General features: G+C 41.2%; 15 protein-coding genes and 1 riboswitch. Of the genes, 7 read left to right on the top strand and 8 right to left on the bottom strand.

Annotation, left to right across the window (positions count from 1 at the left end; all coding sequences use genetic code 11):
• Window positions 1-26 precede the first annotated feature (26 nt).
• Both AOC35_RS15620 and AOC35_RS13520 read right to left on the bottom strand, forming a co-directional pair.
• Complete coding sequence (locus tag AOC35_RS15620; protein WP_108648850.1) at window positions 27-404, bottom strand: type II toxin-antitoxin system VapC family toxin; 378 nt, start codon at window positions 402-404, stop codon at window positions 27-29.
• 2 nt (window positions 405-406) lie between these two features.
• On the bottom strand, window positions 407-604 hold the full coding sequence (locus tag AOC35_RS13520; RefSeq protein ID WP_108648851.1) for a type II toxin-antitoxin system VapB family antitoxin: 198 nt from the start codon (window positions 602-604) through the stop codon (window positions 407-409).
• A gap of 134 nt (window positions 605-738) precedes the next feature.
• Here AOC35_RS13520 and pyrE point away from each other — a divergent pair, with 134 nt between their 5' ends.
• On the top strand, window positions 739-1,401 hold the full coding sequence (gene pyrE, locus AOC35_RS13525; RefSeq protein WP_108647849.1) for an orotate phosphoribosyltransferase: 663 nt from the start codon (window positions 739-741) through the stop codon (window positions 1,399-1,401).
• Between the two features lie 7 nt (window positions 1,402-1,408).
• Here the strand turns inward: pyrE and dapF are convergent, their stop codons facing one another.
• The 3 genes from dapF to AOC35_RS13540 are packed head-to-tail and all read right to left on the bottom strand — an operon-like array spanning window position 1,409 to window position 4,053.
• The gene (gene dapF, locus AOC35_RS13530; RefSeq protein ID WP_108647851.1) at window positions 1,409-2,284 is read right to left on the bottom strand and encodes a diaminopimelate epimerase; all 876 of its coding nucleotides are present in this window, start codon (window positions 2,282-2,284) and stop codon (window positions 1,409-1,411) included.
• Window positions 2,285-2,286: 2 nt separating this feature from the next.
• Window positions 2,287-3,183: an LpxL/LpxP family acyltransferase gene (locus tag AOC35_RS13535; RefSeq protein ID WP_108647853.1), complete on the bottom strand. Its 897-nt coding sequence runs from the start codon at window positions 3,181-3,183 to the stop codon at window positions 2,287-2,289.
• Between the two features lie 9 nt (window positions 3,184-3,192).
• Window positions 3,193-4,053 carry a lysophospholipid acyltransferase family protein gene (locus tag AOC35_RS13540; RefSeq protein ID WP_108647855.1) on the bottom strand — a complete coding sequence of 287 codons (861 nt, stop codon included), beginning with the start codon at window positions 4,051-4,053 and terminating at the stop codon, window positions 3,193-3,195.
• Window positions 4,054-4,238: 185 nt separating this feature from the next.
• On the opposite strand from AOC35_RS13540, the gene metK reads away from it, so the two are divergent.
• From metK to metF, 3 genes are all read left to right on the top strand, one after another.
• Window positions 4,239-5,405 (top strand): methionine adenosyltransferase, encoded by a 1,167-nt coding sequence (gene metK, locus AOC35_RS13545; protein ID WP_108647857.1) that lies wholly within the window; start codon window positions 4,239-4,241, stop codon window positions 5,403-5,405.
• 9 nt (window positions 5,406-5,414) lie between these two features.
• Window positions 5,415-5,511: riboswitch (S-adenosyl-L-homocysteine riboswitch) on the top strand.
• 65 nt (window positions 5,512-5,576) lie between these two features.
• On the top strand, window positions 5,577-7,013 hold the full coding sequence (gene ahcY, locus AOC35_RS13550; RefSeq protein WP_425440631.1) for an adenosylhomocysteinase: 1,437 nt from the start codon (window positions 5,577-5,579) through the stop codon (window positions 7,011-7,013).
• A 7-nt stretch (window positions 7,014-7,020) separates the two neighbouring features.
• A complete protein-coding gene (metF, locus tag AOC35_RS13555) occupies window positions 7,021-7,857 on the top strand; it encodes a methylenetetrahydrofolate reductase [NAD(P)H] (protein WP_211307525.1) in 837 nt (278 codons plus the stop codon).
• On the opposite strand, the gene AOC35_RS13560 is transcribed toward metF, so the two are convergent.
• Both AOC35_RS13560 and AOC35_RS13565 read right to left on the bottom strand, forming a co-directional pair.
• Window positions 7,854-8,387: a DUF1439 domain-containing protein gene (locus AOC35_RS13560; protein WP_159077599.1), complete on the bottom strand. Its 534-nt coding sequence runs from the start codon at window positions 8,385-8,387 to the stop codon at window positions 7,854-7,856. The genes metF and AOC35_RS13560 overlap by 4 nt on opposite strands.
• Complete coding sequence (locus AOC35_RS13565) at window positions 8,387-9,004, bottom strand: 5-formyltetrahydrofolate cyclo-ligase (protein ID WP_108647862.1); 618 nt, start codon at window positions 9,002-9,004, stop codon at window positions 8,387-8,389. Before AOC35_RS13565 ends, AOC35_RS13560 begins: the two co-directional genes overlap by 1 nt.
• A gap of 40 nt (window positions 9,005-9,044) precedes the next feature.
• Between AOC35_RS13565 and AOC35_RS13570 the strand changes: the two genes are divergently transcribed.
• Genes AOC35_RS13570 through AOC35_RS15860 form a run of 3 tightly spaced genes read left to right on the top strand, consistent with a single transcriptional unit; the run spans window position 9,045 to window position 13,073 of the window.
• Window positions 9,045-11,042 (top strand): lytic transglycosylase domain-containing protein, encoded by a 1,998-nt coding sequence (locus tag AOC35_RS13570; protein ID WP_108647864.1) that lies wholly within the window; start codon window positions 9,045-9,047, stop codon window positions 11,040-11,042.
• Between the two features lie 22 nt (window positions 11,043-11,064).
• Complete coding sequence (locus tag AOC35_RS13575) at window positions 11,065-11,973, top strand: complex I NDUFA9 subunit family protein (RefSeq protein WP_108647866.1); 909 nt, start codon at window positions 11,065-11,067, stop codon at window positions 11,971-11,973.
• Complete coding sequence (locus tag AOC35_RS15860) at window positions 11,970-13,073, top strand: tRNA nucleotidyltransferase/poly(A) polymerase-related protein (protein WP_108647869.1); 1,104 nt, start codon at window positions 11,970-11,972, stop codon at window positions 13,071-13,073. Before AOC35_RS13575 ends, AOC35_RS15860 begins: the two co-directional genes overlap by 4 nt.
• Here AOC35_RS15860 and AOC35_RS13585 read toward each other — a convergent pair.
• Window positions 13,048-14,271: a class I SAM-dependent methyltransferase gene (locus AOC35_RS13585; protein WP_108647872.1), complete on the bottom strand. Its 1,224-nt coding sequence runs from the start codon at window positions 14,269-14,271 to the stop codon at window positions 13,048-13,050. The two genes, AOC35_RS15860 and AOC35_RS13585, sit on opposite strands and share 26 nt — an antisense overlap.
• Between the last annotated feature and the right edge of the window lie 6 nt (window positions 14,272-14,277).

Below are 14,277 nucleotides of genomic sequence, written 5' to 3' on the forward strand. Positions count from 1 at the left end.
TTACCATCTGAGATTATTTTGGTCTATCAGTGTAAATTAGGAGAGTATATGACCCCAAATTTTTCAGATAATGTTAAAAGCCTTTTGTCGAGAGTCCATAACCTAGAGCCGGATGTGATGATGGTGGATGCTAATAGAATCATATCAACTATGCCACACCCCATTCCGTAAAGGCACTCTCGTTCTATGAAGTCCATTACCTCTTCTAAGCTTGGCAAATGGGGCTTTTCCAGAGAGCTTAAGTCAGACAATGTATTAGATCTTGAAGGCGGAGTTCCACATGCAAGCTCAGCGATTACCAAGGGATGAAGAAGTACTGAATCTGATTCAAGTAAGTCAATTAATCTCGGGTTAAGAATACGGAAATGATTGATCCATACAGAAGTATCTACTAAAACAGTAATCATCAAACGGAACCATCTCTGCGAGGAATATCATTCATCTCTGGCATTGTGGCACCTAAAGCTATTAAACGCTTTGCTGCTCTTACACGAACGAAAGTCTTAATCGCCTCTCGGAACAAATCAGACTTATCCATTGAAGGGTCAGCAAGTTCTAAAGCCTTCTCATATAAAGAATCATCAATCGTTACTGTAGTTCTCATTTTAGCTTCTCTACGCATCATTTAAAGCATCATTATACATCTTAAATAACATCATAATGAGTGTGTGTAAACAAAAGAGAAAGCAAAATCTATAGCGACTTAAAATATACTAAATCAATCTTATCTTATTCACTATGAACTCAAACTCTTTCGAATTTATCCAGTTTTCTCTAGATGCTAAAGTCTTAGCCTTTGGATCTTTCAAAACTAAAGCGGGTCGTATGTCCCCTTATTTTTTTAATGCTGGCGATTTTAATGATGGAGCAAGATTGGGCGCCTTAGGGGAGTTTTATGCCAATGCCTTGCTAGCGAGCCAAATCGAATTTGATATGTTATTCGGCCCAGCCTATAAAGGAATTACCTTGGCAGCCACTACGGCAGTCGCATTAGCCAAGAAAAATAAAAATATCCCCTTCGCCTACAACCGTAAAGAAGTAAAAGACCACGGTGAGGGCGGCACACTCGTAGGCGCAAAACTACAAGGTAAGGTAGTGATTATCGATGATGTGATCTCTGCAGGCACCTCAGTTCGTGAGTCCGTAGAAATCATTAAAAAAGCTGGGGCACAGCCCTGTGCGGTTCTCATTGCCTTAGACCGGATGGAACGTTCTGGTGACGCAGTCAATGTTGGCGAATTCTCAGCCGTGCAAGCAGTTCGGGAAGAGTTTGGTATTCCTGTTATCGCAATTGCGAATTTACAAGATTTACTGGATTTTTTACAAAATACATCTGATGAAAATCTACAGCAAAATTTATCAGCAGTACAAGCTTATCGTAATAGCTATGGTATCAAATAGCCTTAACTTATAAGGATGGGACATCAATTTTGCCTTCAAATACCGTGGCGGCCGGTCCAGTCATCATGACATTTGCTCCAACACCCTCAGTTAGGTATTGCCACTCAATCAAGAGTTCTCCACCTTTGGTGTGAACCGCCACAGGAGAATCCAGCAGGCCTTGTAAGATGCCTGCAACAACTGCAGCGCAGGCGCCTGTGCCACAAGATAGAGTTTCTCCTGAACCACGTTCAAACACTCTCAAGCGAATCGTTTGGCGATCAATGATTTGCATAAATCCTGCGTTAACACGCGCCGGAAAACTTGGGTGATGTTCAATTAAAGGACCGGTTAAGAGAACCGGCGCTTCATCGACCGAATCAACGACTTGAACAGCATGTGGATTACCCATCGAAACAGGGGTAATCCAAAAAGATCCTTGTGGTGTCGGTAATAAATAATTGGTCGTGTTGGCGACTATATTTGATTCAAGATCTTTTGGATTGAAGGGAATGATTGGCAAGTCTAGGATGGGTGCTCCCATATTTACTTCCACTAAACCGTGATCTTTTTCACTGAGGGTTAGTAAAGTATGGGCTACCTCCACCTTAATTTGTTTTTTGTCCGTTAGATTTTTTTCTCGAACAAAACGTACAAAGCACCTCGATCCATTACCGCACTGTTCTACTTCTGAGCCATCATGGTTAATGATGCGATATTTAAATTCGGCGTCAGGACGAGTTGGTTTTTCAATTAATAAAATTTGATCAGCACCAATCCCAAATTGTCGATCTGCTAAAAAACGCCATTGTGCACGACTCATATCAGAGAGATCTTGGTGGATACCATCAATCACAATAAAGTCATTGCCAGCACCATGCATTTTAGTAAAGTGAAGTTGCATATTTAATAAAATTTAGCTTGTTGGTCGGGGCGATTTTTAAATCGCTTATGCACCCAATAATACTCTTCTATACGAGGCCTGATGAGTGCTTCAAAATGCTGGTTTAACCTTGTAGTATCTTTTACGACATCACCACTTGGAAAGTTGTCCCAAGGTTTGCTAATGTGGCAGGTATAAGATTTTCCATCTGGATTTAGTGAGGTTGAGAAGCTACACACCTCCACTTTGGCTAACTGCGCCATTCTAGAAACGGAAGTTACGGTACAGGTCTGAATACCAAAGAAAGGGACAAAGATGGAATCCTGCAGGCCAAGATCCATGTCGGGAGAAATCACAACGGGATGGCCAGATTTAACACTACGTAATAATTCGCGAGTGGAGTGTAAACGGTTTAACAACTTTGCGCCAAACCGCTGTCGCCATTGATGAATACGAATATCAAAAAAACTATTTTTCATCTTTACATAAAGCGTGGTTGGATCTTTAATACCTAATTCCGACATATACAGCGATAAGGCGATGGACCCAGCTTCTATGCCCATTAAATGGATGCCAACCAATAGTCTTGGGGTGCCATCGTTTAAGGGCACATCACTCTGCACGGTTACGAGTTCTTTAATTTTTCTTTTTGAACCCACCCAAAAATAGGCTCTCTCCGTCATACTCCTACCAAATAAACGCCAATTTTTTTTAGCAAGCGTTGCACGCTCCTGATCTGATAATTCTGGAAAACATTTCTGTAAATTAATCTCAACTACTTTTGTACGCTCAATAGGTAATTTACTAGCAATCGTTCCTAGAAGATCACCAATAAGATGGTTTACTCTAATCGGCAAGCAGGACAAAAAATATAAAAAACCTAAGGCTAAGTAATTGAGAAAAAGGTATATGAACTTCATTCAGTGATATCAGGGGATAGTCGATTCAGCTACTGGAGCGGATACTCCCATAGGAGCTTTGTAACGATTGTAGGACCAAAGATATTGCTCGGGGTGATCAATTATCACTTCTTCTAAGGCTTCGTTAATTTGCTGCGCAGACTCGGAAGAAATGGCACTCAAAGGTGTTGCAAGTCTTTTGGCATACATCACCCAACCTTGACCTTTGGGTTTGCGAATCGCAGAAAAAATGATGGTCGGCACGGCATTCTTATTGGCAATCTTGGCAGGAAGTACAGCTGTGTAAGCCAATTTACCGAAGAACGGCGCCCAAACCCCCTCCCCATCTCCCGGTACTTGATCTGGCAAAATACCAACCGCCTCACCCTTTTGAAGAGCTCTAGCCACCTGTCGTACCCCCTGCAAATTTGCAGGTACAAAATTCATTTGCGGATGGGCGCGCCCTTTTTCAATCAGCTCATTTAACCAAGCCTGTTTGGCAGGCTTATAAATAATTGTCGCCGTAAAGTGTTCAGCCAATACCCTTGGAATCATTTCAAAGGCACCTAAATGAGGGGTTAGCATCAATAAGCCACGACCTTCAGCAAAAGCAGTTTCTACCAAATCCCAATCCCTAATTTCAGTCATAGAAAGCGCCTTTTGGGGGTTGCGCCAAATCCAAAGACTATCAGTTAATAACATTCCTGAAGCCTTTGCACAAGCAATCGAATCAATCTTTACCTGATATTTTTTTGTCGCAAGGGATGTGTTTTCAAGAATATAACGGCGATCACTTTTTGAAAATTGGAAAGTTAAAAAGCCTAATAAAGCCCCAATCCATTGAAGCCATCTCAGGGGCAAATAGCCTAAAAAGTAAATAATCCATCTCATGCCACTATGATATGCAATTTTTGTGGATTTGAAAAAATATTCTTTTAAAGATATAATAGGATAAATGTTTTAAAGTCGCCGAGTTAAAGACAACTTGCAGGGCGAATCAAAAATTCTGCTAAAGCGTCGCCGCATGGATAAGTTTTCGGCACGTGTTGTCATAACTTATTTTAGGAATCCATAGCATGGCGAATGATTATCTTTTTACCTCTGAGTCCGTATCCGAAGGACATCCAGACAAAGTCTCCGATCAAATTTCAGATTCAATCCTTGACGCAATTATTGCGCAAGACCCAACAGCAAGGGTCGCAGCAGAAACCCTTTGCAACACAGGCCTCGTTGTTTTGGCAGGTGAAATTACGACAACAGCCAATGTTGACTACATTAAAGTAGCTAGAGATACGCTGAAGTCAATTGGCTATGACAATACAGAATACGGTATTGATTACAAAGGTTGCGCCGTATTAGTTGCGTATGACAAACAAAGTCCTGACATCAAGCAAGGTGTTGACAGTGCTGAGGATGATCCATTAAACATGGGCGCTGGCGATCAAGGCTTAATGTTCGGTTATGCCGTTAATGAAACTCCAGAATTAATGCCCCTACCAATTCACTTATCGCATCGTTTGGTGGAGCGTCAGTCCCAGTTAAGAAGAGATGGTCGCTTGTCTTGGCTCCGTCCAGACGCAAAGTCACAAGTGACCTTGCGTTATGTTGATGGCATGCCGCATTCGATTGATACAGTAGTGTTGTCAACACAGCATGCTCCAGAAATCGAGTTAGCTGCTCTCAGAGAAGCGGTAATTGAGGAAATCATTAAACCAGTATTGCCAAAAGAATTAATCAAAGGCGAAATTAAATATTTGGTAAACCCTACTGGTCGATTTGTAATTGGCGGCCCACAAGGTGATTGCGGTCTAACTGGCCGTAAAATTATTGTGGATACCTATGGTGGTTCATGCCCTCATGGTGGTGGTGCATTCTCGGGTAAAGATCCTTCAAAAGTTGATCGTTCAGCAGCTTATGCAACCCGTTACGTGGCGAAAAATATAGTAGCAGCCGGTCTTGCTACGAAGTGTTTAGTGCAAGTTTCCTACGCTATCGGTGTAGCTAAACCTACATCTGTATGGGTGAGTACTTATGGAACTGGCGTGATCTCAGATGAGAAAATCGCTCAGTTAGTGAGTGAACACTTTGATTTGAGACCAAAAGGAATTGTGCAAATGTTGAATTTATTACGCCCAATTTATCGTAATACAGCTGCTTATGGGCATTTCGGTCGGGAAGAGCCAGATTTCACATGGGAGAAAACCGATAAGGCAGCAGCATTAAAAGCAGCAGCAGGTTTATAATAGTAAAAATTCTTCAAGGAGCGTTGCGAGGATGTTTTCTTAATACGAGAAAACACCCCAGGCTTGAAGGGGCTCTTTTGGGCCTTAGCAACGGCGCTCACTAACCTAGTAATGCATGGTTGGTGGGCTTTTTTTTGCTCTCAATTATGCCAATAATTTATCGGAGAATATATGAACTTACCAATGAATGGCACTTCTAACGATTTTGAAATCGCAGATATTACCTTAGCTGATTTTGGTCGCAAAGAAATAGCAATTGCTGAAACAGAAATGCCAGGACTCATGGCAATTCGTGATGAGTACAAAGTAACCCAACCACTCAAGGGTGCCAGAATTACTGGATCACTCCACATGACGATTCAAACAGCTGTTTTGATTCAAACATTACAAGCTTTAGGAGCGCAAGTCCGTTGGGCTTCTTGCAATATTTACTCTACCCAAGATCACGCAGCTTCAGCCATTGTGGCAGACGGAACACCAGTTTTTGCGATTAAGGGTGAAACTTTAGAGCAATACTGGGACTTTACACACCGTATTTTTGAGTGGACAGATGGCGGTTATTCGAACATGATTTTGGATGACGGCGGTGATGCCACTTTACTCTTGCACTTGGGTGCCCGCGCAGAAAAAGATTTAAGCATTTTAAGTAATCCAACGAGTGAAGAAGAAACAATTCTTTATGCATCAATTAAAGCAAAACTCTTAAAAGATCCAACTTGGTACTCAATCAGACTTGCACAAGTTAAAGGTGTAACAGAAGAAACGACTACTGGTGTGCATCGTTTGTATCAGATGTTTAAAAAGGGCGATCTCAAGTTCCCTGCAATTAACGTGAATGATTCCGTAACAAAGAGTAAGTTTGACAATCTTTATGGTTGCCGTGAATCATTGGTTGATGCGATTAAGCGTGCAACGGACGTTATGATTGCCGGTAAAGTTGCTGTTGTAGCTGGTTATGGTGACGTAGGTAAAGGTTCTGCTCAAGCCCTGCGCGCTCTATCAGCTCAGGTTTGGGTGACTGAAGTTGATCCGATTTGTGCTTTGCAAGCTGCGATGGAAGGTTATCGTGTTGTAACGATGGATTATGCTGCTGATAAAGCAGATATTTTCGTATCAGCTACTGGTAATTATCACGTGATTACTGAAGAGCACATGTTGAAAATGAAGAACCAAGCGATTGTCTGTAATATCGGTCACTTTGATAATGAGATCGATGTTGCTAGTATGGAAAAATATCGTTGGGAAGAAATTAAGCCACAAGTTGACCATATCATTTTCCCAGCAGCTAATGGCCAGCCAGAAAAGCGTATCATTATTTTAGCTAAAGGTCGTTTGGTCAATTTAGGTTGTGGTACTGGCCATCCTTCATATGTAATGAGCTCCTCTTTTGCCAATCAAACGATTGCACAAATTGAACTTTGGACGAAGTCAAATACGAATGAGTATCCGATTGGTGTTTATACTTTACCGAAGCACTTGGATGAAAAAGTTGCAGTTTTGCAATTAAGATCATTAAATGCTATGTTGACCACTTTGCGACCAGACCAAGCAGATTACATTGGCGTATCACAAAACGGTCCATTTAAACCCGATCACTATCGTTATTAATTTGTCAATGAAGATCTCTGAGATTGAAGTTAGCGTTGAGTTTTTTCCTCCGAAAACACCAGAAGGCGCGAGTAAATTAAATTTGGTTTCGCAACGTCTTACGGAGGCGATTAAACCAAGTTTTTGCTCGGTAACTTTTGGTGCCGGAGGATCTACTCAAGAAGGGACCATTTCTACGGTTCAACAACTCCTGGCGAATGGGAACGATGCAGCACCTCATTTGTCTTGTGTGGGCAGTTCCAAAGAAAATGTCCTCTCACTCGTTCAGCGTTATCAAGAAATGGGTGTAAAGCGGATTGTTGCTCTGCGTGGAGATTTACCTTCTGGCATGGGGCAATATGGCGAATTTCATCATGCTAATGAATTGGTATCGTTTATTCGTGAAAAAACCGGTGATTGGTTTCATATTGAAGTAGCGGCGTATCCTGAATTTCATCCGCAAAGTATTTCTGCAGAAGCAGATTTGCAACACTTTGTAAATAAAGTGAAAGCAGGAGCAAACTCAGCGATTACCCAATATTTCTTTAACTCAGATGCCTATTTTCAGTTTTTAGATGATGTGGAATCACGCGGTGTAAGCATCGATATCGTACCTGGCATTATGCCAATTACAAGTTCTACACAACTGATGCGCTTTTCTGATACCTGCGGTGCAGAAATTCCTCGTTGGTTAAGACGTCGCTTAGAAGGATTTGGTGATGATACGGAATCTATTAAAGCGTTTGGCGAGGAAGTTGTGAGCGATTTGTGCTTACAACTCATGAGTGGTGGAGCGCCAGGTTTACATTTTTATTCTTTAAATATGGCAGAACCTACGATTCAGATTGTCAAAAATCTAGCTTAATCGAAGTAAAACCGGATGCCTTGTGCTTCCAATTGAATATGCGATGGTACCGATGGTGTCATCGCATTTTTATTGGTAAATTCGTACACCGTGATGCCATTTAAAAGTTGGGCGATTACAGGGTTAACCTGTGCTAACTGTTGCTCTGTAGAGGCATACTTATTTTCAACTTCGATAGACTCTATTTGAGGTTGAACCAAGATAATTTTTTTTGTCAAATTATCATAGTGGAAGGATGAGCTAAAGTTAATTCTGCCTTTGATTGGTCTTTGATTAGGGAGAAGAATGGAGATCGAGCTCAACGCTTGGATTCGTTGGGAACTTTCACTAGTAGAAACGTCGGTATTGTTTAATTGGATGATTAAAAATGGCGAAAAGTCTTTGGTAATCGGTGAATGCAATTGCAAATAGAGATTAACTACCGAGGTTGGCAGCAAGTAATCGGATTTGGCTTGGACGAACAAACTAAAAAAACAGCCAAAGAGAAGAATGAAAAAATTTTGACACATCGCCTTGAGTAACTTTCTCATCATTGGGGCATCAAATAAAGTGAGGATTCTGTGAGTAGGGCTTGTAATGGGTGGTCATGAGGTTGCGGTTGCCAAATGGGGTGATCTGTTTGGGAAAGTTCTAGAGCAGTTCCTAATAAAAAAGGCTTAATCTTTTGCTCTTGATAGGCTTCCATGGTTCTGTCGTAGTAACCCCCGCCATAGCCAATTCGCCAAATTTTATGATTCGCAAAAAACCATCCGACACAAGGTGCAATAATTAAATCTGGCAGGATGAATTCTTCACTGCATGGCTCAGGAATATTAGCAAACCCCTTTTTCATTGTCGTTTTATCATCCCAAGCGCAAAATCGTAAAGCTTGTTGGTATTGAGTGACTGGTAATGCAAGTTTTCTATTAGAATCATAGCTTTGCCACTCTAATAAAGCCCCCTTTAGATCAAGCTCACCGTGAATTGGCCAATAAAAAGCGATATTTTTTATATTTAATGAATATAACGTGTCGATTTTCTGTATAGCCATTAAAATCCTACTATGCAGTAGATTTTCAAAATGAGGTGATGTAGCAAGTTGAGCTTGTCGTTCCTTGCGCAATTCGATCAATTGTTTTCTTGCCGATTTATTTTGTTCTTCATGCATAGGAGTTCATATCCGTTGAAAGGGTCTTTAGTAAGAATATATGCGCCATTTAAAACCATCCTTAACTAAGTATTTTCAAGTTACTTTAATATTTTCTATTATTACTTGTTTTGTATCCTTTAGTCATTTATGGGCAAAAGAAGTAAAAAATACAAAAAATGGATCGACCACGAAAAATGCTAGCGAAAATACGCAAGCACAAAGTCAAAATAATAAGGGTACCAACTCTCAAGAATTGACCGATAAGGATCTCTTATTCATTGATTTAAGAGAAGCTGCCCGTCAAAATGATTTATTAAAAGCGATACAAATTGCTGGAAATCTGAAAGATTATCCTATGCAAGATTACGTCGAATACTTTAAATTAAAACCGCGTCTGTACGAGTCTTCAGGACGCGCTAATCCTGCTACGGATGCTGATCGTGAAGTGGAAAGATTCTTACAACGATATAAAGATTCTGGCCTTGCAGATCGACTACGGAATGACTGGATTTTGGTTTTAGGAAAACGCAGAGATTGGAATGAAGTGGATCGTCAGTATGCACAATTTGCTTTAGATGATGATACGCAGGTGAAGTGCTATTCCTTTCTTGCTAGATTGTATAAAGGCGAAAATCCTAAACAGGTGGGTTTGGCTGCACGTGCCGCCATTTTGGATTCAAGATATTTTGGTGATGCCTGTCCAGATGCTGTCCAAGCTTTACAGGCGCGAGGCGGGCTATCTCAATCTGAGGCAGAAGCAATTAGCCGAATTGCATCTGAAAATGGCCTGGATACTCTTTCCAAAAAAATAAGTAATGATCCAATTTTTGAAATGGTTAAATTGGCAAGAACGAATCCGACCACTGCTTTAATCAAACTCGAAGAATTTGATTTTTCTGGATCCGCGGAGAATCGAGGCTTAATGTATGGTGTAGTTGGTCAGTTTCTGGCAAAAAAACAAGATCCAAAGGCACTGGAGGCATTTAAGCGTCAACATCAATTAAGTGACAGTACGTTGTTATCGCCAGAATCTTCTGAATGGAAAGTCCGAGCAGCGCTAAAAGAAAAAGATTGGAAATTTGTGAAAGAGTCCATTGATGGAATGCCAGATTGGATTCGGCAACGAGATCCCGCCTGGACCTATTGGTATGGTCGTGCATTGAAGGAACTCAAAGACCCAAGAGCAAATGAGTATTTTCTGTCCATATCATCGCAATTTAACTTCTATGGACAACTGGCGCTCGAAGAATTAAATAAGCCTATTACGATTCCGACAAAAGTGACGGTAAGTGATCCCGAAATCACAGCGATTGCTCTTAATCATCCCGCCTTCGATAAGGCGGCGAAGTTATACGCGATGAATCTGAGAACAGAGGGTAATCGGGAGTGGAATTGGGAACTAAGAAATTTATCCGATCGTGAGTTGATTGCAGCAGCTGAATACGGAAAAAAAATTGGCTTATTAGATAGAACAGTAAACACAGCAGACCGAACAAAATCAGAACATAATTTTTCGTTACGATACCCTACACCTTATATCGAAAAACTAAATCCGATTACTCAAAAAATTAATTTAGATATCCATTGGGTCTATGGCTTAATTCGTCAAGAGTCACGATTTATTATTTCTGCTAAATCAGGCGTGGGTGCTTCAGGTCTAATGCAAGTGATGCCTACGACTGGTAAGTATGTGGCTAAAAAAATAGGCTTAGCAGATTTTCGTCCTGAGAATCTTTCTGAAATCAATACTAATTTGATAATTGGGTGTAACTATTTAAATATGGTACTGGGTGATTTAGATGGTTCTTGGGGTTTAGCATCCGCCGCCTATAATGCGGGACCTAGTCGACCAAAGCAATGGCGACAATCGTTAAAAAAGCCGGTAGACGGAGCTATTTTTGCAGAGACGATTCCTTTTAATGAAACCAGAACCTATGTAAAAAATGTGTTGTCGAACGCAGTTTATTACGCACATTTAAATGGTAAAACAAATTCACTAAAAGAAAAATTAGGAAATGTTTATCCAGCCGTAGCAGTATCTTCGAATTTACCTTAACTACTTTGAAATTGGATTTGATATGACGCAACAAGTTTTATTGATTGGTGGTACTGGATTTGTAGGATCCCATCTCATCCGAGAATTGCTTGCGCAAAACGATTCTGTTGTGGTTGCTAAAAGATCAAATAGCCCCTCAAAATACACAATCCAATCAGGTGCTAAAGTGATTACTCATCATGATTTTTCAGAGATGGGTGTTCGTGAGCTATTGGCTAATGTTGCTTCAGACGCAGTGGTTATCAATTTAGTGGGCGTACTCCATGCAAAACAAGAAGATCCTTACGGCCCAGAGTTTTTAGAAGCACATGTCAATCTTCCCGCATACATTATTTCGGGTATGAAATTTTTAGGAATGAAACGATATCTTCACATGAGTGCACTAGGTGCCGATGCAGATGGGCCGTCTATGTACCTAAGGTCCAAGGGAGATGCCGAAGATATGGTGAGAAATTCGGGTCTAGACTTTACCATTTTTAGACCATCAGTAATTTTTGGTAAAGATGATCAGTTCATTAATATGTTTGGCAATTTACAGAAGTACTTTCCTCTGATGCCTTTAGGAGGAGCGAAAGCTGTCTTTCAGCCGGTGAGTGTTGACGATGTGAGTAAAGCTTTTGTCCAATCGATTGCAATGCCCCAAACGATTCATCAGACCCTCGATTTATGTGGTCCGCGCGTATATACCTTAGCGCAAATTGTGCAATTTGCTGCAAAACGCCAAGGTGTATCACGCCCGATTATTCCACTACCCTATTGGGCGGCTTATCTTCAAGCGAGCTTACTCGAGTTCATGCCCGGTCCAAAAATCATGTCACGAGATAACCTAGCTTCGATGAAAGCAGCCAACGTATTACCTCCTAGTGCAATGAATCCATTAGAGGCTGTATTTGGTATTACTCCTACGCCATTAGAAAGTTTATTAACTTGAAAATTTACGTCGTTGGTGGAGCGATTCGGGATCAATTGCTCGGTTTGCCTGCAAAGGACCGAGATTATGTTGTGGTTGGTAGCTCGCCGGAAGAAATGATTGCCAAGGGGTTTATTCCCGTGGGTCAAGATTTCCCTGTTTTTTTACATCCCCAAACAAAAGAAGAATACGCTTTAGCTAGGACAGAGAGAAAGTCTGGTCAAGGATACAAGGGTTTTACTTTTTATACCTCACCTGAAGTCACTCTCGAGCAAGATTTAATTCGGCGTGATTTTACAGTTAACGCCATGGCGCGAGAGATAAACTCAACGGGAGATTATCTTGGTCCAGTCATTGATCCTTATGGGGGCCAAAAGGATTTAACTAACCACCTGTTTCGTCACATCAGTGATGCCTTTAAGGAAGATCCACTACGCATATTACGTTTGGGTAGATTTTTGGCGCGTTTTGAGAGTTTTACAGTAGATGCGACTACTCGAGCATTAGTGAAAGAAATGGTGCAAAACGAGGAGTTAAAGTACCTAGTTCCAGAGCGAGTGTGGCAGGAAATGAGCAGAGGACTATTAGAAGTAAAACCCTCTCGGATGCTGGAGTTTTTGTTTGAGATTGGCGTGAACGAAACTTTTTTACCAAGGCATTTATTTACCTCTGAAGCTTTAAAAAAAATCGGTGACCAATTAAATCAACTTGCCCAAGAAGGTGCCCCACTAGACTTTAGACTCGCTGTACTCTTGTGTGAGCTAGAGCCACATTTAGCAGAAGATTGGCAAGAGCATCATAAAGTTCCAACAGACCTAAAAAACTTTACCCGTGGATATCGTCTGGTTAGTCAACTTTTAAAAAATTCAACTAACAGTGCAGAGGATTATTTAGCACTATTTGATGCAACAGATCTTTGGAGAAAGCCAGCTCGTTTTCAGGATTTCATGAAGTTGGCAGAGTCTTTAGGCCTCAGTACTTTGGTACTTAAAACTGTTACTTTGACGGCCCAAGAGGTTAACGCTGGAGAGATTGCTAAAGGTATTGCGAGCCACAATGGCAAAGACATTGCACTCGCGGTAACTAAGGCCAGGCTTACAGCAATCGCATCCGCCCTCTGAATCCTGGTAAGGTGTTCATTAACTCATCCAAGGATTTGTCTTGGAGCCGATTCATGGACCAAGCTGCTACTTTAAAAAGTTCGCCCATTTCGGCTTCAGAAATTAGTTTTTGCAATGCATTACTCTGCGGTAAAAATTGCTTGGGATCATGCATATCCACATTTGCGAGAAGTAATTCACCAATGCCGGCGTCCAGTAAATAAGCCCCCTGACTAAGATAAGCAATCAACTCCAACCCCTGTGCTTGAGCTACTTGATTTAAGCTAGACCACTGGACATGAGCGGTTAAATCGCATAAGCCTGGTAAGTAAAATAAGTCGTCGATCGAATGATGTTGATGGTGGGCAATCAGCGTTCCTTGAGATCTTTGGGGATGATAATATTCTTTAGCCGGAAAGCCATAATCAATGGTGATCAACAAACCCTGACGCATAGATTTGGCAATCGTAGAAAGCCAAGACTGGGCACGTAAATGGGTTTCGGTTTGATAGCCCTCTGTAAATTCATCAGCATGCTCAAGCAAGTACCTAGGCAATTCCTGAGCAGGAACTACTTTGAGGTCGGTCCATAACCAGTGGTCTGAAAAAGAAGGTGAGCAAGCGTCAGGATTGATAGTAATCCCTCTGTAATACCATGCATCTGATCGTTTAACGATGACATCAACCGGGATGGCATCAATTACCTCATTAGCTAGAATGATGCCGTCAAACTCCACTGGCATTGCAGTGAGCCATTCTATTGCAACAGGTATTTGATGCTCTTTAATAAATTGATGAATGTGTTCTTGTTGGCGTTGTTGCAAATCAGGTGAAACCTCTAAAATTTGGTAAACATGTGGCAAGGTATTTAACTGCTGCAATTCCAGCAGAATACTTGAGGCCAAAGCGCCAGAACCAGCCCCAAACTCTAAAATTTTGGCAATATGCCTTCCATTGCGGAAATGTTGAATGACCGGAGAGATGGTTTGAGCAATACTTGCACCAAAATATGGACTGATTTCTGGAGCAGTTATAAAATCTCCCTTTGAGCCAAATTTAATGGACCCGCCGGTGTAATAGCCAAGTTTGGGCTCATACAAGACCAAATTCATATAATCTGAAAACAAAAGACCGTTTTCAGAATTTTTTACAAGATCATCAATAAGGTTAGATAATTGACGACAATGGGATAATGCTTCGGTATTGCTTAGTATTTCCATGAAAGA

This window comes from Polynucleobacter rarus (genome assembly GCF_003072505.1).
Lineage (GTDB): Bacteria > Pseudomonadota > Gammaproteobacteria > Burkholderiales > Burkholderiaceae > Polynucleobacter > Polynucleobacter rarus.